21 protein-coding genes are annotated in these 22,875 nt (G+C 64.8%); 5 read left to right on the top strand and 16 right to left on the bottom strand.

What is annotated here, in order from left to right:
• Window positions 1–15 precede the first annotated feature (15 nt).
• Window positions 16–414: a DoxX family membrane protein gene (locus KPL76_RS07025; protein ID WP_216335733.1), complete on the top strand. Its 399-nt coding sequence runs from the start codon at window positions 16–18 to the stop codon at window positions 412–414.
• A gap of 36 nt (window positions 415–450) precedes the next feature.
• Here the strand turns inward: KPL76_RS07025 and KPL76_RS07020 are convergent, their stop codons facing one another.
• From KPL76_RS07020 to KPL76_RS06985, 8 genes are all read right to left on the bottom strand, one after another.
• Window positions 451–945: a hypothetical protein gene (locus KPL76_RS07020; protein ID WP_216335732.1), complete on the bottom strand. Its 495-nt coding sequence runs from the start codon at window positions 943–945 to the stop codon at window positions 451–453.
• A 5-nt stretch (window positions 946–950) separates the two neighbouring features.
• Entirely contained in the window at window positions 951–1,547 is a 597-nt protein-coding gene (locus KPL76_RS07015) for a hypothetical protein (RefSeq protein WP_216335731.1), read from the bottom strand.
• Between the two features lie 117 nt (window positions 1,548–1,664).
• Window positions 1,665–2,690 carry a ketol-acid reductoisomerase gene (ilvC, locus tag KPL76_RS07010; protein WP_216335730.1) on the bottom strand — a complete coding sequence of 342 codons (1,026 nt, stop codon included), beginning with the start codon at window positions 2,688–2,690 and terminating at the stop codon, window positions 1,665–1,667.
• Between the two features lie 102 nt (window positions 2,691–2,792).
• A complete protein-coding gene (gene ilvN, locus KPL76_RS07005) occupies window positions 2,793–3,299 on the bottom strand; it encodes an acetolactate synthase small subunit (protein WP_205110499.1) in 507 nt (168 codons plus the stop codon).
• A 5-nt stretch (window positions 3,300–3,304) separates the two neighbouring features.
• The gene (locus KPL76_RS07000; protein WP_216335729.1) at window positions 3,305–5,224 is read right to left on the bottom strand and encodes an acetolactate synthase large subunit; all 1,920 of its coding nucleotides are present in this window, start codon (window positions 5,222–5,224) and stop codon (window positions 3,305–3,307) included.
• A 76-nt stretch (window positions 5,225–5,300) separates the two neighbouring features.
• Window positions 5,301–6,995: a dihydroxy-acid dehydratase gene (gene ilvD / locus KPL76_RS06995; protein ID WP_216335728.1), complete on the bottom strand. Its 1,695-nt coding sequence runs from the start codon at window positions 6,993–6,995 to the stop codon at window positions 5,301–5,303.
• Between the two features lie 40 nt (window positions 6,996–7,035).
• Window positions 7,036–7,824, bottom strand: coding sequence for a trehalose-phosphatase (gene otsB / locus KPL76_RS06990; protein WP_216335727.1), 789 nt, complete (start codon window positions 7,822–7,824; stop codon window positions 7,036–7,038).
• Window positions 7,821–9,476: a trehalose-6-phosphate synthase gene (locus KPL76_RS06985; protein ID WP_216336185.1), complete on the bottom strand. Its 1,656-nt coding sequence runs from the start codon at window positions 9,474–9,476 to the stop codon at window positions 7,821–7,823. Before KPL76_RS06985 ends, otsB begins: the two co-directional genes overlap by 4 nt.
• Window positions 9,477–9,619: 143 nt before the next feature.
• Here KPL76_RS06985 and KPL76_RS06980 point away from each other — a divergent pair, with 143 nt between their 5' ends.
• Both KPL76_RS06980 and KPL76_RS06975 read left to right on the top strand, forming a co-directional pair.
• Window positions 9,620–10,648 (top strand): sugar phosphate isomerase/epimerase family protein, encoded by a 1,029-nt coding sequence (locus tag KPL76_RS06980; protein ID WP_371733945.1) that lies wholly within the window; start codon window positions 9,620–9,622, stop codon window positions 10,646–10,648.
• A gap of 95 nt (window positions 10,649–10,743) precedes the next feature.
• Window positions 10,744–10,935 carry a hypothetical protein gene (locus KPL76_RS06975; protein ID WP_216335725.1) on the top strand — a complete coding sequence of 64 codons (192 nt, stop codon included), beginning with the start codon at window positions 10,744–10,746 and terminating at the stop codon, window positions 10,933–10,935.
• Between the two features lie 13 nt (window positions 10,936–10,948).
• On the opposite strand, the gene KPL76_RS06970 is transcribed toward KPL76_RS06975, so the two are convergent.
• Window positions 10,949–11,740, bottom strand: coding sequence for a gamma-glutamyl-gamma-aminobutyrate hydrolase family protein (locus KPL76_RS06970; RefSeq protein ID WP_253202214.1), 792 nt, complete (start codon window positions 11,738–11,740; stop codon window positions 10,949–10,951).
• Window positions 11,741–11,887: 147 nt separating this feature from the next.
• Here KPL76_RS06970 and KPL76_RS06965 point away from each other — a divergent pair, with 147 nt between their 5' ends.
• A complete protein-coding gene (locus KPL76_RS06965; protein ID WP_216335724.1) occupies window positions 11,888–12,550 on the top strand; it encodes a hypothetical protein in 663 nt (220 codons plus the stop codon).
• A 28-nt stretch (window positions 12,551–12,578) separates the two neighbouring features.
• Here KPL76_RS06965 and KPL76_RS06960 read toward each other — a convergent pair whose 3' ends face one another.
• The 5 genes from KPL76_RS06960 to KPL76_RS06940 form a co-directional block, all read right to left on the bottom strand.
• Window positions 12,579–13,952, bottom strand: coding sequence for a glucose-6-phosphate dehydrogenase (locus KPL76_RS06960; RefSeq protein WP_216335723.1), 1,374 nt, complete (start codon window positions 13,950–13,952; stop codon window positions 12,579–12,581).
• Window positions 13,953–14,025: 73 nt separating this feature from the next.
• Entirely contained in the window at window positions 14,026–15,468 is a 1,443-nt protein-coding gene (locus KPL76_RS06955) for a GH1 family beta-glucosidase (protein WP_216335722.1), read from the bottom strand.
• Window positions 15,465–17,807, bottom strand: a complete 2,343-nt coding sequence (gene yicI, locus KPL76_RS06950) for an alpha-xylosidase (RefSeq protein ID WP_216335721.1) — start codon at window positions 17,805–17,807, stop codon at window positions 15,465–15,467. Before yicI ends, KPL76_RS06955 begins: the two co-directional genes overlap by 4 nt.
• Before the next feature lie 32 nt (window positions 17,808–17,839).
• Window positions 17,840–18,829, bottom strand: coding sequence for a carbohydrate ABC transporter permease (locus KPL76_RS06945; RefSeq protein WP_216335720.1), 990 nt, complete (start codon window positions 18,827–18,829; stop codon window positions 17,840–17,842).
• Window positions 18,829–19,806, bottom strand: coding sequence for a carbohydrate ABC transporter permease (locus KPL76_RS06940; protein WP_216335719.1), 978 nt, complete (start codon window positions 19,804–19,806; stop codon window positions 18,829–18,831). Before KPL76_RS06940 ends, KPL76_RS06945 begins: the two co-directional genes overlap by 1 nt.
• A 25-nt stretch (window positions 19,807–19,831) precedes the next feature.
• On the opposite strand from KPL76_RS06940, the gene KPL76_RS06935 reads away from it, so the two are divergent.
• The gene (locus KPL76_RS06935) at window positions 19,832–19,981 is read left to right on the top strand and encodes a hypothetical protein (RefSeq protein WP_216335718.1); all 150 of its coding nucleotides are present in this window, start codon (window positions 19,832–19,834) and stop codon (window positions 19,979–19,981) included.
• Here KPL76_RS06935 and KPL76_RS06930 read toward each other — a convergent pair.
• Both KPL76_RS06930 and KPL76_RS06925 read right to left on the bottom strand, forming a co-directional pair.
• Complete coding sequence (locus tag KPL76_RS06930) at window positions 19,968–21,296, bottom strand: ABC transporter substrate-binding protein (protein ID WP_216335717.1); 1,329 nt, start codon at window positions 21,294–21,296, stop codon at window positions 19,968–19,970. The two genes, KPL76_RS06935 and KPL76_RS06930, sit on opposite strands and share 14 nt — an antisense overlap.
• Window positions 21,297–21,547: 251 nt before the next feature.
• Window positions 21,548–22,765 carry an ROK family transcriptional regulator gene (locus tag KPL76_RS06925; RefSeq protein ID WP_216335716.1) on the bottom strand — a complete coding sequence of 406 codons (1,218 nt, stop codon included), beginning with the start codon at window positions 22,763–22,765 and terminating at the stop codon, window positions 21,548–21,550.
• Window positions 22,766–22,875 lie beyond the last annotated feature (110 nt).

The raw sequence follows: 22,875 nt of genomic DNA, 5'->3' as shown, positions 1-22,875 counted from the left end.
CCGCAGAATGGGAGCATGAACCCTGAAACCGTGACTGCTGTGAAACTCGGCGCGGCCATCGTGCTCGGCATCGTCTTCGTCGTGATGGGCATCAATCACTTTTTGCCGTCGGGGCGCCGGACCATGGCGGCGATGATCCCGCCCTCGATGAGACGGGCCGGGATACTCAGTCCATCGAATCTCGTTCTCTTCACCGGGCTCTGCGAGATCGCGGGCGGAGTCGGGTTGTTCCTCCCGGCGACGCGGCCCATCGCGGCGGTCGCCCTCGCGGTGTTCCTCGTGGCCGTCTTTCCGGCGAATGCCTATGCGGCCGCCCACAAGGACCGCTTCGGCGCCCTGGCCATTCCCCTTGTACCGCGTGCGATCGCGCAGGTTGTGCTCATTGCCATTCTGCTCTTCGTGGCCTTCGGCTAGCGTTGCCGGTCGGCTGGCCCGGCTGACCGTCGTGGGCTAAGCGGGAATCACGAGGGGAACGATGCCGCGGTAGAGGCTCTGCAGGTCGAGGGTGATGACGGCAACGACGGCGAAGCCGACGAGGAACACGAGCGCGGCCCGGCCTGCACCGACCCGGCGGGTACCCCAGAGAACGAGCCCGTAGACGACGAACGGTGCAGCGATCAGTCCGATCAGCGTCCAGAGGGCGTTGGCGGGCATCGCGACGTCGACCGACGAAGCGAAGGACTGGGTGAGGCCGATGAGGTTCGAGAGGGCCTCGAAAGCTGCGATGGCGAACAGGAAGGCGAAGACGATCGCCACGATCCATCCGCCGCGGCCACGAACGCGTTTCGCGGGAGCGCTTTGTTCGCTGCGGGCGGTCGTCGCAGCTGTCGTGCCAGCCTCTGCCCCATTGGGAGCGGCCTTGGAGTTGCCAACACCCGTACCGGAAGAGGGCGCGCTACCTGAACCGGCGGTCGAAGGCTCGTGGTTCTTCTCAGAATCGGTCATCGCTTCTACCTTCCAGTGATGAACGGCCAGGGGATGAGCACAAGAACGCCGATGATCAGCCACAGCAGCCTCACCGCAACCCTGCGCCGCGCCCCGAGGAGCAGTGTCGCCAGGAACCAGAGCGCCGGTGCGGCGATGGCCAGCACACCCTGCACATCTTGCACGATTTCGGCGAGGCCGGTCGGCGCGAGCCAGGTACGCGTGAAGACGACGAGCCAGCCCACGGTGTACAGCAGGTAGATGCCGCCGATCACCCCGAAAGCGATGAGCGCCGGCGAGCTCAGCTGCGCACCGGCCTTTTCAGCGGCTGCGAGTTCGTCTTCGGCAGCGGCGTCTTCAGCAGCTTCGGCCTGCTTCACTCGGGCGTCTGCCACCGCGGCTTCGTTGGCGGCAGCGAGTGCTGCGGCCGCTTTCGCGCTGTCGGCCGATGGTGGGGTTACGAGCGAGCCGGGTTCGGCAGCCGGAACCGAGTCGGGTGTTGAGACGACGGCGGGGGCATCCGGAGCTTTGGCGGCCTTCGCGGCAGTGCGGGAGTCGAACGCGTACGTCGGGTCGTTGTCGTCACCCCAACTGAGGGCGTCGTCATCAGGGTCGCGGGGCATGACTTCAGCGTACCCCGAGCCGAAACGACGAAAACCGACGAACCTCAGCCCCTCCGTCGCACACAGCGGGGAGGTCGGGCTGAGGTTCGTCGGTTTTCGGGCGCTACCTGCAGATGATCAGCGTGCAGCGCTGCCCTCGGTGTAGTCCGCGTCGGTCTGCTTCCAGGCGAAGAGGGCGCGCAGCTCGCGACCGGTCTCCTCGATCGGGTGCTGGGCACCCTTCTCGCGGAGGGCGAGGAACTCGGGTGCTCCGGCATCCTGGTCGGCGATGAACCGCTCGGCGAATGCACCGGACTGGATGTCGGCGAGAACGGCCTTCATGTTCTCCTTGACGTCGGGCGTGATGACGCGCGGGCCCGAGACATAGTCGCCGTATTCTGCGGTGTCGGAGACGCTCCAGCGCTGCTTGGCGATGCCACCCTCCCACATGAGGTCGACGATGAGCTTGAGCTCGTGAAGAACCTCGAAGTAGGCGATCTGGGGCTGGTAGCCGGCTTCGGTGAGAACCTCGAAGCCGTACTGCACGAGCTGCGATGTGCCGCCGCAGAGAACAGCCTGCTCACCGAACAGGTCGGTCTCGGTCTCTTCGGTGAAGGTGGTCTTGATTCCACCGGCACGAAGGCCACCGATGGCACGGGCGTACGACCAGGCGAGTGCCCAGGCCGAACCCGAGGCGTCTTCTTCGACGGCGACGATGACGGGAACGCCGCGGCCGGCTTCGAATTCGCGGCGCACGGTGTGGCCCGGGCCCTTGGGGGCGACGAGAACGACATCGGTACCCTCTGGTGCCTGGATGTAGCCGAAGCGGATGTTGAAGCCGTGGCCGAAGACGAGCGTCGAACCGGGCTTGAGGTTCGGGGCGATGTCGGTCGCGTAGATGCCGCGCTGGTGCTGGTCGGGCGCGAGGATGACGATGACGTCGGCCCAGGCGGTTGCCTCGGCGACGGAGAGAACCGTGAAGCCGGCCTCTTCTGCCTTGGCGATCGACTTCGAGCCTGCCTTGAGGGCGACGACGACCTCGACACCGGAGTCACGCAGGTTCAGTGCGTGTGCGTGGCCCTGTGAACCGTAACCGACAACGGCTACCTTCTTCGACTGGATGAGCGACAGATCGGCATCTGCGTCATAAAAGATTTCAGTCACGTGAGTTCTTGCTCCTTGTTTGTATGGCGGATGGTGCGAAAAATGTTGTGCATGGTGCGGGGTCGGCCGCGATTCGTTCGACGCGGCTGTGAAAGCGAGCGATCAGTTCTTGTAGACGCGTTCGGTGATCGATTTGCTGCCGCGACCGATGGCCAGGAGCCCCGACTGCGCCAGCTCCTTGATTCCATAGGGCTCGACTACGCGCAGGAACGCGTTCGTCTTTCCGGTGTCACCGGTCACCTCGATGACAAGCGCATCGCTCGACACGTCGACAACGCGCGCCCGAAAGAGGTTGACGGCTTCGAGAACGTGCGACCGCGTCGAGTTGTCGACCTTGACCTTCACCAGCAGGTGTTCGCGCTGAACGGACTGGCTCTGGTCGAGCTCGACGATCTTGATCACGTTGACGAGCTTGTTCAGCTGCTTCGTGACCTGCTCGAGCGGGGCGTCTTCGACGTCGACCACCACGGTGATTCGCGAAAGGCCTTCGATCTCGCTCGCACCGACGGCGAGCGACTCGATGTTGAACCCGCGACGGGCGAAGAGGCCGGCAACACGGGTCAGCAGACCCGGTTTGTCTTCGACCAGAAGGGAGAGTACGTGGCTCATGGTCTTTACTCCTCTTCCCACTCTGGGGCGTGCTCGCGCGCGTACTGAACAGATGAATTGCTGAGTCCCTGCGGAACCATCGGCCAGACCATCGAGTCGCGGCTCACCACGAAGTCGATGACCACGGGGCGATCGTTGGTCTCGATCGCCAGCTTGATCGCGGCGTCGACGTCTTCCTTCTTGGTGACGCGGATGCCCAGTGCACCGTATGCTTCAGCCATCTTCACGAAGTCGGGAATCATGATCGTTCCGTCGCCGGTGTTCAGGTCGGTGAAGCTGTGACGGCCGTCGTAGAAGAGGGTCTGCCACTGCCGCACCATGCCGAGCGAGGAGTTGTTGATGATCGCGACCTTGATCGGGATCTTGTTGATCGTGCAGGTGGCCAGCTCCTGGTTGGTCATCTGGAAGCACCCGTCGCCGTCGATCGCCCAGACTGTGCGGTCGGGGTTCGCGACCTTCGCGCCCATGGCCGCGGGAACGCCATAGCCCATCGTGCCGGCGCCTCCCGAGTTCAGCCAGGCGTTGGGGCGCTCGTATTTGATGAACTGGGCAGCCCACATCTGGTGCTGGCCGACACCGGAGGCATAGACGCCCTCAGGGCCGGTGATCTGGCCGATGCGTTCAATGACGTACTGCGGCGACAGCAGTCCGTCTTCAGGCTCGTCGTAGCCCAGCGGGTACTGGCGCTTGAGCTCGCGAAGGCGATCCCACCAGTCGGAGATGTCGGGCACAGCGTCGACGGTTGGCTGGGCCTGCACTTCATCGTCGGGTCCGGCAACCTCGGCAGCGGCAGCGGCAGCGCTGGCCGCACCAGCTGCGGCCTCGGCGGCAGCAACGGTGAAGGCGGCGATCAGGTCGATGATGACGTCTTTGGCGTCGCCCACGATCGGCACATCGGCCATACGGATCTTCGAGATCTCAGCCGGGTCGATGTCGACGTGCACGACCTTGGCATCAGGTGCGAACTCGCTGACCTTACCCGTAACGCGGTCGTCGAAACGCGCGCCGAGGGAGATGAGCAGGTCGCTCTCCTGCAGTGCGAGCACCGCGGGAACCGTACCGTGCATGCCCGGCATGCCGAGGGCCTGCGGGTGTGAGTCGGGGAACGCGCCGCGCGCCATCAGCGTCGTGACGACGGGCACGCCGGTGAGTTCGGCCAGGGCCAGCAGTTCGGCCGATGCCTCGGCTCGGATGACACCGCCACCCACGTAGAAGACGGGCCGCTTGGCTTCGACCAGCAGCTGCGCCGCAGCCTGGATCTGCTTGCCGTGCGCCTTGACGACGGGCCGGTACCCGGGCAGCTCGACTTTGGCCGGCCACACGAAGGGCGCCTTGTTCTGCTGGGCATCCTTGGTGATGTCGACGAGAACGGGGCCGGGTCGGCCGGTCGACGCGATGAGATACGCCGCAGCCAGGGTCGCCGGAATGTCTTCAGGCTTGGTGACGAGGAACGAGTGCTTCGTGATCGGCATCGTGATGCCGACGATGTCGACCTCCTGAAAGCCGTCTGTTCCCATCAGATGCGAGAAGATCTGGCCGGTGATGCACAGGAGCGGAACCGAGTCCATGTACGCATCAGCGATGGCGGTGACGAGGTTCGTGGCTCCCGGCCCTGAGGTCGCGATGGCAACTCCGACCTTGCCGGTCGACGACGCGTAGCCCTCTGCCGCGTGCCCGGCACCCTGCTCGTGGCGCACGAGGATGTGCCTGATCGTCGACGACGCCATCAGCTCGTCGTAGAACGGGATGATCGCGCCACCGGGAAGCCCGAAGACGTCGGTGACGCCGAGGATCTCGAGCGAACGCAGAATCGCGCCCGACCCGGTGAGAATTTCTGACTCCAGCTTCGGAGCAGCTGGCCTGGCCGTCGGTCGGGCGCCGGAGAACGCGGAATTCGACGGCACGGGAAGTGATTCCGTGGACATAGTGGGGGGTCCTAATACTTGCAAGCGAAGTGTTGACCGGTGCACACGCACCGACGCAACCTGGTGAGGGGCTTCGTTACCCGGTGATCGCGCCTTCTGCTGCAGAATGCACGAGCTTCGAGTACTTGGCCAGAACGCCACGGGTATAGCGCGGAGGAAGCGGAGCCCAGCCGTCTCGGCGGGCTGCAAGCTCTGAGGGCTCGACCAGTAGGTCAAGCGAGCGAGCTGCGATATCGACCCGTATTAGATCACCATCGCGCACGAAGGCAATCGGACCTGCGTCGACTGCTTCGGGTGCTATGTGGCCGATACACAGTCCGGTTGTGCCGCCTGAGAATCTGCCGTCTGTCAAGAGTAGTACATCTTTGCCGAGGCCTGCACCCTTGATGGCGGCGGTGATCGCGAGCATCTCCCGCATGCCGGGGCCACCCTTCGGGCCCTCGTACCGGATGACCACGACATCGCCGTGCTGGATCTCTCCGTTGGTCAGCGCATCCATGGCGGCGCGTTCCCGCTCGAACACCTTTGCGGGGCCTTCGAAGACGGACGCATCGAACCCTGCCGTCTTCACAACGCTGCCCTCAGGAGCCAGCGAGCCCTTCAGCACGGTGAGGCCACCGGTGGGGTGGATCGGGTTGTCGAGCGTGCGAAGCACTTTGCCATCGAGCGCGGGAATGTCGATCTCAGCGAGGTTCTCGGCCAGGGTCTTGCCCGTCACGGTGAGTGCATCGCCGTGCAGCAGCCCGGCATCGAGCAGCGCCTTCATGAGAACGGGCAGGCCTCCGTGGCGGTCGAGGTCGTTCATGACGTACTGGCCGAAGGGCTTCATATCGGCGAGGTGCGGGATGGTGTCGCCGATGCGGTTGAAGTCGTCGATGGTGAGGTCGACCTCGGCTTCGTACGCGATGGCCAGCAGGTGCAGGATGACGTTGGTCGACCCTCCGAGCGCCATAGCGACGGCGATGGCGTTCTCGAACGCGTCTTTAGTGAGGATGTCGCGGGTCGTGATGCCGAGGCGCAGCAGGTTGACGACGGCCTCACCCGAGCGGTGTGCGTAGTAGTCGCGACGGCGGTCGGCACTCGCGGGCGAAGCGGAGCCGGGCAGGCTCATGCCGAGGGCCTCTGCGACGCTCGCCATGGTGTTGGCGGTGTACATGCCGCCACAGGCACCCTCGCCAGGGGCGAAGGCGCACTCGATGCGCTTGGCGTCGGCCTCGCTCATGGTGCCTGCCTTGACCCCACCGACAGCCTCGAACGAGTCGATGATCGTGATGTCTTTCTCGGTGCCGTCGCTGAGCTTGACCCAGCCGGGCGCGATCGAGCCCGCGTAGAGGAAGACGCTCGCAAGGTCGAGGCGTGCTGCCGCCATGAGCATTCCGGGCAGCGACTTGTCGCAGCCCGCCAGGAGAATCGAGCCGTCGAGGCGCTCGGCCTGCATGACGGTTTCGACGCTGTCGGCGATGACCTCGCGAGAGACGAGCGAGAAGTGCATGCCCTCGTGGCCCATCGAGATGCCGTCGGAGACCGAGATCGTTCCGAATTGCAGCGGGTAACCGCCACCGGAGTGCACGCCCTCTTTCGAGGCCTGTGCGAGACGGTCGAGGGAGAGGTTGCAGGGGGTGATCTCGTTCCACGAGCTCGCGATGCCGATCTGCGGCTTGTCCCAGTCGGCGTCGCCCATGCCCACAGCACGGAGCATTCCGCGAGAGGTGGTGGCTTCGATTCCATCGGTGACGACGCGACTGCGCGGCTTCATGTCTATTTCGGGCATGTTACGAGTCTAGAACGCGCGGGGGCGGCATTCTGTCTGCTCAGGAGGGCAGAATCGCGTGTTTTTCGCGGAGTGACGCGAGGTCGTGGAGCACCGCGCCCACCTCGGCAGGCTTCGCCACACGGAATCCCGCGGCAGTCGCGCCTTGCCCGCACTTCAGGCCGAGGTCGTTCGGCCCGAGCACCCGGAACGCATCTTCGTCGGTGACATCGTCGCCGGCGTAGAAGACCGCCGTCGCGCCGGTGAACTCCGCGAGGTGTCGAAGGGCGTCACCCTTGGTGGCACTCCGCAGCGAGAACTCGATCACGTTCTTGCCGTCGCGAACCGTGAGAGCGTCGACCGCATCCGCCGTCTCTGTGAGCGCCGCCTCGTGTGCGGCACGGCTGTCTTCCTCTGACGCCAACCGGGTGTGCAGCGCAAAACCGGCGGGCTTCGTCTCGACCCAGACCTGATCGAAGCGCGCCGCAACGGCCTCGAGTGTCTCGCCCAACCGGTCGACCTGTTCGCGCTCCCCCGCGCTCTGGTCGAGGGTGATCTCAGGCGAGTCCAACCGGAATTCAACCCCGTGCGAACCGACGAGCAGCAGCGAGTCGGGTGCCTCTGCAACGTGCTGCAGACTGGCCATGGCTCGGCCCGACACGAGCGCGACGCGGGTGTCGGGCAGCTCGAGCAGGCGCAGGATGGCCGCGCGGGCCTCTGGCAGTGCGCGGGCGTTCTCGGGGGCATCCACCTCGGGAGCGAGTGTGCCGTCGAAGTCGAGCGCAACGAGCAGTCGTTCGGTTGCCGCGAGTTGAGTCAGCTTCTCAGCCAGGTCCGACGCGCCGGTCACTGTTCTGAGCCCTGGCCTGCGCTCGCTGTGCCCCGCTGGCCGGCGGCCTGACTCTCGTCGTCGCCCTCGTCATCGCGCCTATCAGACTCGTCACTCGCGGCATCCGCCGCTTCGGCAGCCGCGTCAGCGGCGCTCTGGGCGAGCGTCTGCGCGGCCAGAGCATCGAGGAACGACTGCGACCAGCGGGCGACATCGAATTCGATCACACGCTTGCGCATGCTGCGCATGCGACGCGAGCGCTCGTGGCGGGGCATCGCGATGGCCTTCAGAACTGCTTCCTTCAGGCCCTCGATGTCGTGCGGGTTGACCAGCAGCGCGGCTTTCAGCTCATCGGCGGCGCCCGCGAACTCACTGAGCACCAGCACGCCGTCGTTGTCGAAACGGCTCGCGACGTACTCCTTGGCTACCAGGTTCATGCCGTCGCGGAGTGCAGTGACGAGCATCACGTCGGCCGCCAGGTAGAGGGCCACCATCTCTTCACGCGGAAAACCCTGGTGCAGGTAGCTGATCGCCGCGTGGCTGATCGTCGAGAAGTCGCCGTTGATACGGCCCACCGTGAGTTCGATCTCGTCGCGCAGCATCATGTAGGTCTTGACCCGTTCGCGACTCGGGCTGGCCACCTGGATCAGGCTGGTGTCTTCGACGCTGAGCTTGCCGTCTTCGAGAAGCTCGCCATAGGCCTTGAGCCGGTGCCCGATGCCCTTCGTGTAGTCGAGGCGGTCGACGCCCAGCAGCACGACGTCGGGGTCACCCAGGTCGTGCCTGATCTCCCGTGCCCTCGCCTGGATCTCAGGGCTGCGCGCCAGTTCTTCGAAGCTCGCTGCGTCGATCGAGATCGGAAACGCACGGGCTTCGACGGTGCGAACCCGGATGCCCCGGCGCGACACCTTCGCCCTGGCCTGGTTGCCCTGCACCTCTGCCTCGTCGTCGATCGGCACGTCGATGTTCGTGCCCTTGGTGGTGTGGCCGAGCAGGCGCCGCACGGCACGGGTGAAGTTGCCCGCGTCGGCCACGCGCTGGAACCCGATCACGTCGGCACCGAGCAGGCCCTCGATGATCTGCGTGCGCCACGGGAGCTGCGAGAAGATGCCATATGCCGGAAACGGAATGTGATTGAAGAAGCCGATGACCAGATCGGGCCGCAGCTGGCGAAGCATCTTCGGAACGAGCTGGAGCTGGTAGTCCTGCACCCAGACGGTGGCCCCGTGGGCGGCAACGGCGGCGGCCGCGTCGGCGAAACGCTGGTTGACCGCCAGGTACGACTCCCACCAGTCGCGGTGGTACGTGGGGGGCGCGATCACGTCATGATAGAGCGGCCACAGGGTGTCGTTGGAGAACCCCTCGTAGTAGAGCTCGACGTCGTCGTGACTGAGCGCGATCGGAACGATCGAGATGCCATCGTTTTCGAACGGCTCGGAGTCATCGTCGGGCACTCCCGTCCAGCCGACCCAGGCACCTTCGCTGGCCTTCATGACCGGTTCGAGCGCAGTGACCAGCCCTCCGGGTGAAGCCCGCCAGGAGCTCGTGCCGTCGTCGGCGATGACCTTGTCGACGGGCAGCCGGTTGGAGACGACAACGAAGTCGTACTGTTCGGACTCCGTGCGACTGGCCGCCGACGGGTCGGCGTTCGGCTGGGGGGCGGCTGAAGTGATGGGAGGAGTCCTTACGCTGTCGAAAGTTCTCCCTCCACGGTATCAGGCACCCAACGGACGGTGTCGGGGGAGTGAATATGCTGTCAATCCCTGTCTTCTGCACGCGAGTGAGGTTTAGGCTTCACACGATGATTCGTGTAGGGATGAGTACGTCGTGCGTCTACCCTCTGGGGGTCGAAGAGGGCTTTCGGCACGCCAGCCTGGCGGGGTTTGACGGAGTCGAAGTGATGGTCACCCGGGATGAGGTGACACAGTCACCCGACACGCTTCTCGCGCTCTCGGAGAAGTACGGCGTGCCGATTCTCTCGATCCATGCGCCGGTACTGCTGCTGACCCACTTCGTGTGGGGCCGGGACCCGCAGATCAAACTCGAGAAGTCGGCCGAGCTGGCCAAGGCTGTCGGTGCCACAGCGGTGGTCGTGCATCCACCGTTCCGCTGGCAGGCCGGGTATGCCGAGAACTTCCTGCGGATCGTGCGCGAGACGACCGAGACCTTCGACATCGAGATCGCCGTCGAGAACATGTTCCCGTGGAAGGTCAAGAACACAAGCCTGAAAGCGTATTCTCCCGGCTGGGACCCCGTGGTCATGGACTGTGATGCGGTAACCCTCGACTTCTCGCACGCAGCGCTCTCAGGGCGCGATTCGCTCGAGATGGCCGAGGCCCTGGGTTCGCGGCTGCGGCACGTGCACCTCTGCGACGGCTCTGCCTCGCTCGACGAGGGTCGCATCTTCGACGAGCACCTGCTGCCGGGCTACGGCAGCCAGCCCGTGCGCGAAGTGCTCCAGTTCCTTCGCAGCACCGATTGGTCGGGCAACATCGTCGCCGAAGTGAACACGCGGAAGGCGAAGACTGAGGATGATCGGCTCGAGCTCCTGCGCGAGACAGCCGCTTTCGGTCGAGGGGAAGAGTGGCTGAAGGCCGAGGCAGCCGACGGAACGAAGCACACGCAGAAGAAGCGGAGCCAGAAGAAGCGGAGCCTGAAGAAGGCGGCACGTGCCTCAGCGAAGCTGGAAATCGAAGCGGACGGCCAGAATCAGGGCACGACGGCCAGAGGCGATGACACGAGCGTCTGGCCAGAGTTCAGGTCAGACGAGAAACTCGAGAAGCAGAGGGCGAAGGCGGTGAAGAAAGCGCACAAGCAGGCACGCCGGGCCGGTCAGTCTGCCTGAACGCAGCGCGAAGCGAAACCCCCGGCTGCCCTCTCGGCAGTCATCGCGCGTTTTGGATAACGTTGGTCTTCGACGGTCACAACGAAAGGCTCGCCATGCGTAAGTTCATTTTCAACACCAGCATCATCGGTGCCGTCGCAAGCGGATTCGCGGTCATCCAGACCTCTCGCAAGGGCCCGCGCGACTGGCGCCTCGTTCTCATGTGGATCAGCTGGGGCCTCACTGTCGCCCTCGCTGTCGGCAGCGTTCTTCAAGACGACAAAGACGCCCTCGAGCTGAACAGCTGACTCGGTCTTCGCACTACCCGACCGCTGCAGCCTCTGCTGCGGTTCGACTGTAGCGATAGTCGCGCGAAGCACGCACCAGGCCGGTGAACAACCGGAGATCGTCGGACGATTCTTCGGGGTGCCACTGCACTGCGACGGCGAACGGCGCGCTCTCGAGTTCTATGGCCTCCACGATCCCGTCGTCAGTGGCAGCGGTGATGCGCAGTCCGTCGCCGAGCTGGTCGATGGACTGGTGGTGGTAGACAGGCACGTTCAGCGCTCCCGGATCCGGGAGGAGACTGGCCAGTTTCGATGTCGGGTCGATATCGACGGGCACGGTGGTGAATTCTCCTCCACCGAGTCGGTATCGCGACCCGTCCACGAGGTCGGGAACGTGCTGGTGCAGGGTACCGCCGAGCGCCACGTTGAGCACCTGTGCTCCGCGGCAGATGCCGAGGAAGGGCAACTCCCGCTCGAGAGCCCCCAGCAGCAGGGCCTGCTCCCAGGCATCGCGATCTCGGCGGGGCGCATCGGTCGATGGATGCGCAGCCTGCCCGTACAGCGCCGGGTCGACGTCGGTACCCCCGGTGACGATGAGCCCGTCGAGTGCGTCGAGCACCCGGGCGGCGATCGCTTTCGAGGCCGGCTGCGGTGGAAGCAGAACGGCGATACCTCCGGCCCGAGTGACAGCCTCGACGTAGACCTGCGGCAGGTAGGCAGCGGGGTGATCCCACACGCCGGACTGCACCTGCTCGAGGTAGGTGGTCAGACCGATGATCGGCGCGCCGGACGGAGGCCGATCATCCGATTTGTTGCCTGTAGTCACTGTGCGAACTTCTCTCTGCCGCGATTCGGCCGATCGGCACGGTGCACTCTGCACTGTTCGGTCGGGTAACGCTGCGGCGTGTCACCGTGGTTCCGGGCGGAGTCGGCGCAAACTGATACAAATGTAACGCTGTGAGAGGTGCTCATCATGTTCAGTTGGCGTCGTAAAGCCAAAGCAGAGCGCGAGAACGTGATCAGCTCCGAGCGCCTCCACGACCTGGTCAACCAGGCATTGCTCAGCAACTTCGGGCCCCTGGGGTCGTACGCGATAGCGCGGCGATCGGCCAGCGACTGCGATGACATCTTCCACACCATGCTCGCCTCCTCTGTCGCCCGCAACATCGTGTCGAGCCTGATCGAGCACAAGGTCGTCATCGTGGCAGACGCGTCGCTGCCCTCAGCGCTGACTCCCGAGGTGCCGCAGCCGAGCGTACCGAAGCCGAGTGCGCCGAAGCCTGCCCCGCCTCGCCCGTCGTCATACGCACCGGCCTCGCTTGCGCCGATCGACGTCGTACCGGTTCCGCCAGACCTCGCTGCGGCCGTCTCTGAGCTCTCGCTGGGCCGCGATGTACACGTCACGCACGTGGCGATCAGCCTCGCCACGTCAGCTCCCGTGGACCGCGCGCACGACGAGTCTCGGTCGCGAGCTGATGAGATGATCGCCGGGGCGGCGCGCGTCGAAACCGGCCTCGAGGCCGAACTGCCCGGCCGTACTCACGCCGATCTTGTGCTGGCGAGTCTGGTGAACGCCGAATCAGACCGCTCAGAAGACGTGGCCGAACACGCGCCCGATCTCAGCGTCGCGAACTGACCCATCCGCCCAGCTCGGCGCCCGAAGTTCAGATGCGCGGCCAGAGCGCGGGGCCTGCGCTGCCGGCAGGGTAGTCGTCGATCGGCACCTCGTGCTCATGCCAGGCCTTCACGACCGGGCCGACGATCCGCCAGCCCTCCACGGCGGAGTCACCGCGCACCGACAGCGACGAGTCGCCGTCGAGGATGCCCGCCAGCACTTCACGGTAGGCCAGCAGTTGCCCGTCGCCGAAGTGGGCGTCGAGGCTGATGCGCTCGAGTTCGTAGGGATCACCCGGGCCGTTGATGTTGATCTCGAGCGACATCTCGTCAGGGGCGAGGAAGACCCGCAGCACAGTGGGATCGTTGTGACCCTTGAGCCCGACCGGGAGTTGCCTCGCCGGGCGGAACGTGATGACGATCTCGCGCCGACGTTCGGCCAGCGCCTTGCCCGAGCGCAGCGTGAACGGCACCCCGGCCCAGCGCCAGGTGTTGATCTCGAAGGTCACCTCGGCGAGCGTCTCGGTCTCGTGGGCAGGGTCGACGCCCTTCTCGTCGATGTACGAAGGCAGCTCGCGGCCCTGCACCTCTCCCGCGGTGTACCGGGCACGGCGGCTCGCCGCGATCGGGTCGCCCTGCCACACCTGGGTGGCCCGCAACACGAGTTGCTTGGCGTCGCGTAGGTCGTGCGAGCGCAGCGTAGAGGGTGGTTCCATGGCAACGACCGCCATCACCTGCAGCAGGTGACTCTGGATCATGTCGACGAGCGCACCCGCTTTGTCGTAGTACCGCGCGCGACCTTCGAGAGCGAGCTGCTCGTCGTAGATGATCTCGACCTTTTCGATGTGCTCGGCGTTCCACACCGGTTCGAAGATGCGGTTGGCGAAACGCAGGCCGAGGAGGTTGAGCACGGTCGACCGGCCCAGGAAGTGGTCGACCCGGTGGATCTGCTCTTCTGGCACCAGCTTCAGCAGCAACTCGTTGAGGGCGATGGCGCTGTGCTCGTCGGTTCCGAAGGGCTTCTCGAGCGCAAGCGTCGTTCCGCTGGGCAGGGTCACGTTCTGAAGTGCGGCGCAGGCCAGTGCCGCGACAGCGGGAGGCAGCGCGAAGTAGATCGCTGGCACACCCTCGCAGGCGCCGATCAGTTTCGCGAGGTCATCGGACTTGGTGACGTCGACCTGAAAGTAGTGAGACCCCTCGAGGATGCCCGCGACCGTCTCGCCCGAGGCATTCACTTCAGCGAATGAGGTTGTCACGACCTCGTGCCACTTCGTGTCGTCCCACTCCTCGGCGCCCGCGCCGATGAGCACCATCGTGCGCTCGGAATCAGCGGTCAGAAGCTGCGCCAGACCCGGAAGAAGTAGCCGCGCCGACAGGTCTCCACTGGCACCGAGAATGATGAGGGTGCCGATCAATTGACTCATGTGATCACCCTACCGAGCCGCGCGCCCGGAACGGATACGCGGCCCGGTTCGGTTCAGTTTCGTTCGGCTCGGCTCAGTCGGGGAGCCGGTTCGAGGCAGCAAGCTCGGCGTACCAGAGCGCGCTGTCTTTCTTGGTGCGCACCAGCGTGTCGTAGTCGACCCGCACGATCCCGAATCGCTTCGAGTACCCGTAGCTCCACTCGAAGTTGTCCATGAGCGACCAGACGAAGTACCCGCGGAGATCGACTCCCTGCTGAACGGCCCGGTGGGCGGCCGTCAGGTGTCGCCTCAGGTAGTCGATGCGATCGACGTCATGGATGGCACCGTCTTCGACGACGTCGTCGAACGCCGCACCGTTCTCGGTGATCATCATCGGCTGGCCGGGGAACTGGCCATGGAGCGACAGCAGCAGCTCTTCAAGCCCCGAAGGCTCGATGTTCCAGCCCATCTCGGTATACGGCCCTGGCTGCGCCAGGAACTCGACCCGCCCGGCCCCGGGCCACGGTGAGCCACCGACGTCTTTGTGGCCGTCGGCGTTCTGCTTGGGGCCGTCACCGGGCCACACACGCACGAGGTTCGTCGAGTAGTAGTTCACACCGAGCACGTCAAGCGGCTGGTTGATGATGTGCAGGTCGTTGCTGAAGACGAATGACCAGTCGGTGATCGCCTTGGTGTCTTCGAACAGGTCGGCAGGGTATGCGCCAAGGAGCATCGGGCCGGTGAAGGCACGATTGCCGAGGGCCTCGATCTGTCGCACCGCATCGGCGTCTTCGGCGGAGTCTGTCGCCGGCCGCACCACGTGGAGGTTGAGCGTGACCGAGAATTGCGGGTCGTTGCTCGCCACTTCGCGGATGGCCATGATGGCCAGCCCGTGGGCCAGATTCAGGTGATGCACGGCACGCAGCGCCGACTCGGGGTCGGTGACGCCCGGAGCGTGCGCCCCGGAACCGTACCCGAGGTACGCGGAGCACCACGGCTCGTTGAGAGTGGTCCAGGTGTGGATACGGTCACCGAAGGCCTCACCGACGATTCGGGCGTAGTCGCCGAACGCCTCGGCCGTCGACCGCACGCGCCAGCCACCTTCGTCTTCGAGGGCCTGCGGGAGATCCCAGTGGTAGAGGGTCGCCACTGGCCTGATTCCGCGGGCGATCAGCCCGTCTATCAGCCGCGAGTAGAAGTCGAGCCCGGCCTGGTTCGCGGGGCCGCGACCCGTCGGCTGGATTCGTGGCCAGGCAATCGAGAACCGGTACGCCTGCAGGTTCAGGGACTTCATCAGGTCGAGGTCTTCTTCGAGCCGGTGGTAGTGATCATCGGCAACGTCACCTGTGTCTCCGTCGACAACCAACCCGGGCGTGTGACTGAAGGTGTCCCAGATTGACGGCCCGCGACCGTCTTCGTTCACTGCACCCTCGATCTGGTACGACGCCGTCGCCGAACCGAAGATGAACGATGCGGGGAACTCCAGCCCACCGTCGCGGTAGTCTGCGTTGCCCGTATCGGGCTTGCCATGCGTCATAGCGAAAACACTGCCTCTCCGTTGACGGCCTCGATAGTCTGACCGTGCTCTATGACTTTAATGCTCCACGGGCGATCTGACGAAGAGGTCACGCGAAGCTGTTCAGAACTTCGCTCGATCACGAACTGTGCAGTAGTGCCGTCGGGGTTCGTCACCACCAGCTCACGAGTGGTCTGCTCCGCGGCCGAAGAGGGGTATAGCTCCAGGGTGAGCCCGTCGAGAAAGTCGTAGTCGGGTAGGTCTGTGCGAGCACCCACCGGCAACACGGCGCCGTCGCGTACGTAGAGCGGCAGCGTCACAAACCCGTGCTGCTCCGAACGCCAGACGGGCCCCGCGACTGTCTCACCGGTGAAGTAGTTCGTCCACGTGCCCGCCGGCAGGTAGAACTCGACACGACCGTCCGCAGTGAACACCGGTGCCACGAGCAGCTCTGCACCCAGAAGGTACTGTGCCTCGAGGTGACCGACGCCGGGGTCTGACGGAAACTCGAGTTGGGTTGGCCGCAGAACCGGAGTGCCCGTGGCCGTCGCTTCGAGGCCGGCAGCGTACAGATAGGGCATGAGCGCGAGCTTCAGCTTCGTGAAGACGCGCGTGACATCGACCGCCTCTTCGTCGAAGACCCACGGCACCCGGTACGAATCCGAGCCGTGAAAGCGGCTGTGCGACGAAAGAAGCCCGAACGCCGTCCAGCGCTTGAACACTCCAGCGTCGGGCGTGCCCTCGAATCCTCCGATGTCGTGGCTCCAGAACCCGAAACCGCTGAACGCGAGAGAGAGGCCGCCGCGCAGGGTCTCGGCCATCGACTCGAAGCTCGAAGTCGAATCGCCGCCCCAGTGCACGGGCATCTGCTGCCCGCCGGCGGTGGCCGAGCGGGCGAACAACACCGCGTCACCCTCGCCCCGGGCATCCTGAAGCACCTCGAAGACGGCCTGGTTGTAGAGGTGCGTGTAATGGTTGTGCATGCGCTCAGGGCTCGAACCGTCGAAATAGTCGACTTCGAGCGGAATGCGCTCACCGAAGTCCGTCTTGAACGCATCGACGCCCTGGTCGAGCAGTACGCGCAGTTTCGACTGGTACCACGCGGTGGCATCGGCGTTGGTGAAGTCGACGAGTGCCATGCCTGCCTGCCAGAGATCCCACTGCCAGACGCTGCCGTCAGGTCGCTTCACTAAGTAGCCGAGGGCCTTGCCCTCGGCGAAGAGCTGCGAGCGCTGCGCGATGTAGGGATTGATCCAGACGCAGACGTGCAGGTTCTTGTCGTGCAGGCGGGCGAGCATGCCCTCAGGGTCGGGGAAGACCCGGGTGTCCCATTCGAAATCGCTCCAGTTGAACTCGCGCATCCAGAAGCAGTCGAAGTGGAAGACACTGAGGGGCAGATCGCGCTCGGCCATCGCGTCGATGAAGCCGGTCACGGTCTCTTCGTCGTAGTTGGTCGTGAATGACGTGGTCAACCACAAACCGTACGACCAGGCCGGCACATGCGCTGGGCGGCCGGTGAGTGCGGTGTAGCGCTCGAGAATCGCCTTCGGTGTGTCGCCGTAGATCACGAAGTACTCGAGGCTCTCCCCCGGCACCGAGAACTGCACGCGTTCGACCGACTCGGAGCCGACCTCGTATGAGACGTGACCCTGATAGTTGACGAAGACACCATATCCGCGGTTCGTCAGGTAGAACGGCACATTCTTGTAGGCCTGCTCGCTCGACGTTCCGCCGTCGGCGTTCCAGATGTCGACGACCTGGCCGTTCTTCACGACGGGCCCGAAACGCTCCCCAAGCCCGTAGATGAGCTCCCCGACACCGAGTGAGAGCTGTTCGTGCACGTACGTGGGGTGCACCGAACCGGGGGAACGGATGCCCGTGGATGCACCGACCCGGGCATTTCCCACCAGCCCCGTGCTGACCTGGGCGTCGCCCGAAAGCTCCATGTACCCGACCGACTTCGCCCCGCTCGAGGTGAGCACGCGACCGCCGGCCGAGAACGTCAGGTTCCAGGGGGCGCCGTGGGTGACGGTAGCGGTGAGGGACCCTGAGGTGAGGGATCCCCGATCATCCACCACCGTCACCTCGCCGTGGCCCGCTTCAGCACCGACCAGCTCGAAACCCGGCTGGTCGAGGGTGCCCTGGAAGTGCTCGATCTTCACCCCGACGACATCGGGCAGGGGCGAGCTGAGGGTGACAGTGAGCAGCGGCCGGTTGAGTGTGTCGCCGCGGGTCGCGATCACTTTGGTCGGCGCCGTGACGACGAGCGAGTTCTCGCCGGCGACGATGTCGAATGCCTCCTGCGCGTACAGGGGCGTGACCCCGGGCCTGGTCTGCCAGAAACCGTCGGTGAACTTCATGAGCGGGTGGATCCTTACGTTGGGAAGTCGAACTATTTGACGGCGCCGGCGGTGATGCCGCGGGTCAGTGTGCGCTGGAAGAGGAGGAAGAACACGAGCGTCGGGATCAGTCCGAGCAATGCCGAGGCGCTGGTGGTCGTGACATCCATCAGCCGGTCGCCCTGCAGCACGGCGATCGCCACCGGTACGGTCTGGTTCGCGTTGCTCACCAGGAACGTGAGCGGAATCAGGAACTCGTTCCAGGTCCAGATGAAGAAGAAGATCAGAATCACGGCGAGCGTCGGGCGGCTGATCGGCACGATCACGCGCCACAGGATGGTCCAGCGGCTGGCCCCGTCGAGCGCGGCTGCCTCGAGGATCTCCTTCGGGAAGGTGCCGTAGACGCTCGACAGCAGGTAGGTGCCGAAGGCGCTCTGGATGACCGTGAAGATGATGATCACACTCCAGACGTTGTCGTAGAGCCCGACCTGCTTGAACATGAAGTACAGCGGGTAGAGGAGCGCCTCCTGCGGCAGAACATTCGCCAGCAGGAAGAGCACGACGATCCAGGTGCGGCCGCGAACCCGGCCGATGCCGATCGCGTAGGCGTTCAGCACCGAGACGATGACGGCGAAGATCGCCACCAGCCCCGAGATGAAGAAACTGTTCCAGAGCTTCTCCGGAAAGTTGACCCGGTTCCAGAACTTGGCCAGGCCGTCGAAATTCAGCGCCGTCGGCCACTGCAGCGGGCCGCCGGAGGCATAGTCGGCGGGCGACTTGAACGAATTGATCAGGATCAGGTAGAACGGGATCGCGATGGCGATGCCGATCAGGATCGCCGCAGCGAGAAGCGCCCAGTCGCCCGCACTGCGTTTCGACTTCTTCTTTCGCGGAACATACTTCACATTCGAGGGCGAACCCGCCCTGCCGCCCGAACCGTTGTCGCCGTCGGCCAGCCCGGCCTTCGCCGCCGCCGAACGCCTGCCGTCGTACCCGCGACCGCTTCGCCCGTCTGACGCCTGGTCAGTGATGATGCTCGCCATCAGCGCCCACTCTCCGCTCGCTCTGCCCGGTTCTGGGCCTTGATGAAGAACACAGCCACCACGATGGTCACGATCGTGAGCGCCGTCGCGATGGTCGCGCCGTAGCCGACCTGCTGGCTCTGGAAGAACTCGCTGTACGAGTAGTAGCTCGGCACGATCGTCGAGGTACCCGGGCCACCGCGCGTCAGCGTAAAGATCGGCCCGAAGACCTTGAGGGCCGCGATCGTGCTGGTGAGGGTGACCACGAAGATCTCGGGCCGGATGATCGTGACGGTGATCGACCGGAACCGCTGGAGCCAGTTCGCCCCATCCAGCTCCGCAGCCTCGTAGAGCTCGGGGTCGACCCGCTGCAGCGCGGCCATGAAGATCACGACCGGGTACCCGAGTTGCACCCACACCATCACGAACATGATGCTGAGCAGTGCCGTGTCGGGGCTGCCGAGCCAGTTGTGCTGCAGGTCACCGAGGCCGATGGCCGCGAGCACCTCGTTGAGCGCCCCGTTGTCTGGCCGGAGGATCCAGCCGATCACGACCGCCGCAATGGCGACGGGCAGAATCTGCGGCAGGTAGTAGGTGGCCCGCAGGAAGCTGGCCACCCGCCCACCGAACTTCTTGCCGACCAGGTCGAACAGCATCGCCGCGAGCACCAGGCCGACGAGCGTCGGGATGATCACCATGGCCACGATCATGGCGATGCTGTTGCCGAAGCTGGTCCAGAACTTCGTGTCGCCCATCAGCTCGACCCAGTTGTCGAGGCCGATGAACTTCGGCGGCTTGATGCCGCGGTACGAGGTGAAGCTCAGGTAGATGTTCCACACCAGGGGCACGATCACGATGGCGGTGAGCAGCACGAATCCCGGGATCAGGTAGAGCCAGAAGCCGCCCCCGCCTTTGCCGCTGTTCGGCAGCAGGGGTTCTTCGCGAACCCGCTCCTTCTTCGCTCGCGGCGGTCTGCCCGCTGCGGTGAGTGTCGCCATGATGCGCCCTTCGTGTCTCGTCTCAATGCCATCGACTTTCCCCGAGGTGCACGATTTCGCGCTGTTTGCTGCACCTTCGGGAAAGTCGACGGGGGTGGATGCCCGGGGCTGGGTGTCACGCGGAGTGACGCTCAGCCCCGGGCATCCGGTTGCGGGTTACGTCAGCCCTTGGTGATGGTGTCGACGCCCGCCTGGTACTCCGTGCCGATCTCGGTGAGGAAGTCGGTGGGGGTCTTGGTGCCGTTGACGAGCTCCTGCAGGCCGGCGTTCAGCTGGTCGTAGAAGGTCGGGGTGGGCCAGTCGGGGTAGAACGCGAGACCGTCGCGAGCGGTGAGCGTGTTGAAGTTGTCGATCAGCTCTTTGCTCTTCGGGTCAGTGATGTCACTCGCGGTCGCGGCCACAGGAATGCCACCGTTGTTGCCGATCAGGGCCTGCATCGGCGCGCTCATGGTGATGTCGATGAACTTGTACGCGAGATCTTTGTTCTTCGAGTTCTCGGGGACGACCCAGAGGTTTCCGCTGGAGCCCGGAGCCATGGTGGAACCGGGGAAGAGGAACGACGACCACTGGAAGTTCGTGATCTCCTTCACGAAGCGGCCGTACCACCAGGAGCCGGAGTAGAAGATCGGGTTGGTGCCCGCTTCGAAGGCGGTGCCGGCGTCTTCTGCCTTGAGGCCGGTCGCGCTCGAGGAGATGTAGCCCTTGTCGACCCAGTCCTTGATCGTGTTCGCGGCGAAGGTGAAGTCCTTGTCCTGGAAGTCGACCTTGCCGGTGTAGGTCTGGTAGTCGGTGACCCACTGGCGCGTGGCACTCGACAGGGCCAGCTGGTAGAAGAGCTGGCCGAGCGGGTATTCGGCTGCCGACTCTGCAAGAGGGGTGATGCCGGCGTCTTTGAAGGTCTTCAGCGCCGTCTCGAACTCGGCGAAGGTGGTGGGAACCGCGAGGTTGTACTTCGCGAACATGTCTTTGTTGTAGTAGACGTCGACGAACTCACCGTAGTTGGGAATGCCGTAGTAGCTCCCCGAGCCCATGATGCCCTTCTCGTCGTACTTCGCCGTGGTCTGCAGTGACGGGGCGAGCTTCTTGTCCCAGCCGTATGCGGCAACGGCGGCGTCGAGGTTCGACAGGAGGCCCTGGCTGGCGAGGAGGCCGGCCGTGGCGTTGCCCTTGTTGTATTCGAGGATGTCGGGGGCGGCGTCGGAGTTCAGGACCTGGCTCGCGGTGGAGCGGATGCCCTCGAAGCTCTTCGCCTCGAACTTCACCGTGGCGCCGGTCTCCTTCTCGAACTCTGCGATGGAGGCCTTCCAGGCCATTCCCATTGCACTGGTGTCGTCTTCGTAGTCCCACAGGGTCAGGGTCTTGCCCTTGCCGTCGGGGCTGGTGTTCACCGCGTTGCTGCTGGTACCACTGCTGGAGCCTCCAGAGCAGCCTGCGAGCAGTAGAGCGCTGGCCGCCAGAATGGCGCCTGTCGCGAGAAGTCTTCTTCGCATCACATACCTCCTTGTAAAAAAGGAGTGGATGCTGCGTGTGCTGGGCAGCCACTCCGATGCCGTTTGTTGATATCCACAACATACGCAGAGGAGTGCGCGCAGCGCAAGTCGAATTTCGCACCCCGTCAAGGCGATGACAGGCCTGAATTGGCCAAGAAGCCCGGATTATCAGGGATTGGAGGGATGGTAACGTCGCACCCGATATAAGTTTGTTACATAAACAATCGTAAAACACAAGGCAAAGAGAGCGGTTACATCTCAGTCAGAGGAAGCTCGGTGCCCATCGACGATGCCGGATCGAGCAGGAGCTGGGAGAAGACCAGCTCGCCGGCTCCGATCAGGAGCTGGTCGGCTCCCAGTTCCGCCAGCGCCACCGTGAGTTCCTCGCGCGGAGTCGAGAGAGCCTCTGCCGCGAGCCCGTCGCCGGTCGGAAACAGCGCGGTCAGAAACCCGCCGACGATGATCAACCTCGGGTTGAACAGGTTCACGGCGTTCCGCACGGCCACTCGCACCAACGCGACATCCCTGGCGACGAGTTCCGCGACAGCGGGGTCGTCCGATGCCTCGATCAGCCCCGCGAGCAGCTCGGCCTGCGCTGCACCGAGGCCTACAGCATCCAGAAGCTCAGACTGCGTCACCTCTGCCTCAAGACACCCCTGCGAACCGCACGTGCAGTCGGTGCCGTTCGTCGTCACGAACGTGTGGCCGAACTCCGCGGCATACCCGTCAGCCCCGGTGAGCAGTTGCCCACCCGTCACCACCCCACCGCCGATGCCACTCGCACCCCCGATGAGGTAGACCAGGTCATCCACCCCCCTGCCGGCGCCGAAGAGGCTCTCGGCGCGCATGCCGAGCTGCGCCGCATTGGCCGCCACCGTTCGATGCCCGGTGGCCATGGACATCATTTCGGTCAACGGCTCGTCGATCCAGTCGAGGTGGTCGGCAATGCGCACCTGGCCGTCGCTGCGGCGCACGAGGCCCGGAACGGCGAGGCCGATGCCGACGATCGTCAGTGCCTGTTCGGATCCGGCGACGAGGCCGGCGATCGCTGCCCGCGTCATCTCGACGACCTCGCGTGACGTCGGCGCGGCCTCGGTCTCGAGCCTGATCCGCTTCAGCACGCGCCCGCCGAGCGCGACGAGGCCGATGTGGATCGCGTCGACCTCCGGGTTCACGGCGATCGCCACGACAGACTGCGATGGATGCACGACCGGACTCGGCCGGCCGGCCCTGTTGCCCTCGCCGCTGCCGGGCATGGTCTCGAAGGCGAGGCCCAGTTCGCGCAGCTCAGCGACCAGGCCGCCGATCGTCGAACGATTCAGGCCGGTGAGACGCGTGAGCTCAGCTCGGGAGAGTGCTCCGCCCCGGTGGATCAGCGTGAGGATTCGGGCGAGGTTGCTTCGCCGGAGTTCTTCGGTGGTGCCGCTGCTTGCACTTGTGCGGGCAAAGTGGTCAGCACCAAGAGACATGAGTTGACCCTATAGGGTAGGGCGAGCATCCGGCCCGATCACAGGCGCCGAGTCAGTCGCAGGGCTCGTGCGGCACCCCGACGTGGCGTGGTCGTGCACAGCACTCTCGG

Origin of the sequence: Subtercola sp. PAMC28395 (genome assembly GCF_018889995.1) — a bacterium.
Taxonomy (GTDB): domain Bacteria; phylum Actinomycetota; class Actinomycetes; order Actinomycetales; family Microbacteriaceae; genus Subtercola.
Note: the sequence above shows the minus strand (reverse complement) of the source record. Positions and strands in the feature narration are given on the sequence as shown.

What these genes read in the sequence shown, in the direction of transcription:
- KPL76_RS06980 (WP_371733945.1), top strand. Translation starts at nt 9,620, where the DNA reads ATGAGTACGTCGTGCGTCTACCCTCTGGGGGTCGAAGAGGGCTTTCGG.
- KPL76_RS07000 (WP_216335729.1), bottom strand. Translation starts at nt 5,224, where the DNA reads ATGTCCACGGAATCACTTCCCGTGCCGTCGAATTCCGCGTTCTCCGGC.
- KPL76_RS06935 (WP_216335718.1), top strand. Translation starts at nt 19,832, where the DNA reads ATGCCATCGACTTTCCCCGAGGTGCACGATTTCGCGCTGTTTGCTGCA.
- KPL76_RS06930 (WP_216335717.1), bottom strand. Translation starts at nt 21,296, where the DNA reads ATGCGAAGAAGACTTCTCGCGACAGGCGCCATTCTGGCGGCCAGCGCT.
- KPL76_RS07020 (WP_216335732.1), bottom strand. Translation starts at nt 945, where the DNA reads ATGACCGATTCTGAGAAGAACCACGAGCCTTCGACCGCCGGTTCAGGT.
- ilvN (WP_205110499.1), bottom strand. Translation starts at nt 3,299, where the DNA reads ATGAGCCACGTACTCTCCCTTCTGGTCGAAGACAAACCGGGTCTGCTG.
- KPL76_RS07015 (WP_216335731.1), bottom strand. Translation starts at nt 1,547, where the DNA reads ATGCCCCGCGACCCTGATGACGACGCCCTCAGTTGGGGTGACGACAAC.
- KPL76_RS06960 (WP_216335723.1), bottom strand. Translation starts at nt 13,952, where the DNA reads ATGAGTCAATTGATCGGCACCCTCATCATTCTCGGTGCCAGTGGAGAC.
- ilvD (WP_216335728.1), bottom strand. Translation starts at nt 6,995, where the DNA reads ATGCCCGAAATAGACATGAAGCCGCGCAGTCGCGTCGTCACCGATGGA.
- KPL76_RS06965 (WP_216335724.1), top strand. Translation starts at nt 11,888, where the DNA reads ATGTTCAGTTGGCGTCGTAAAGCCAAAGCAGAGCGCGAGAACGTGATC.
- KPL76_RS06940 (WP_216335719.1), bottom strand. Translation starts at nt 19,806, where the DNA reads ATGGCGACACTCACCGCAGCGGGCAGACCGCCGCGAGCGAAGAAGGAG.
- KPL76_RS06925 (WP_216335716.1), bottom strand. Translation starts at nt 22,765, where the DNA reads ATGTCTCTTGGTGCTGACCACTTTGCCCGCACAAGTGCAAGCAGCGGC.
- yicI (WP_216335721.1), bottom strand. Translation starts at nt 17,807, where the DNA reads ATGAAGTTCACCGACGGTTTCTGGCAGACCAGGCCCGGGGTCACGCCC.
- KPL76_RS06945 (WP_216335720.1), bottom strand. Translation starts at nt 18,829, where the DNA reads ATGGCGAGCATCATCACTGACCAGGCGTCAGACGGGCGAAGCGGTCGC.
- KPL76_RS07025 (WP_216335733.1), top strand. Translation starts at nt 16, where the DNA reads ATGAACCCTGAAACCGTGACTGCTGTGAAACTCGGCGCGGCCATCGTG.
- KPL76_RS06955 (WP_216335722.1), bottom strand. Translation starts at nt 15,468, where the DNA reads ATGACGCATGGCAAGCCCGATACGGGCAACGCAGACTACCGCGACGGT.
- KPL76_RS06975 (WP_216335725.1), top strand. Translation starts at nt 10,744, where the DNA reads ATGCGTAAGTTCATTTTCAACACCAGCATCATCGGTGCCGTCGCAAGC.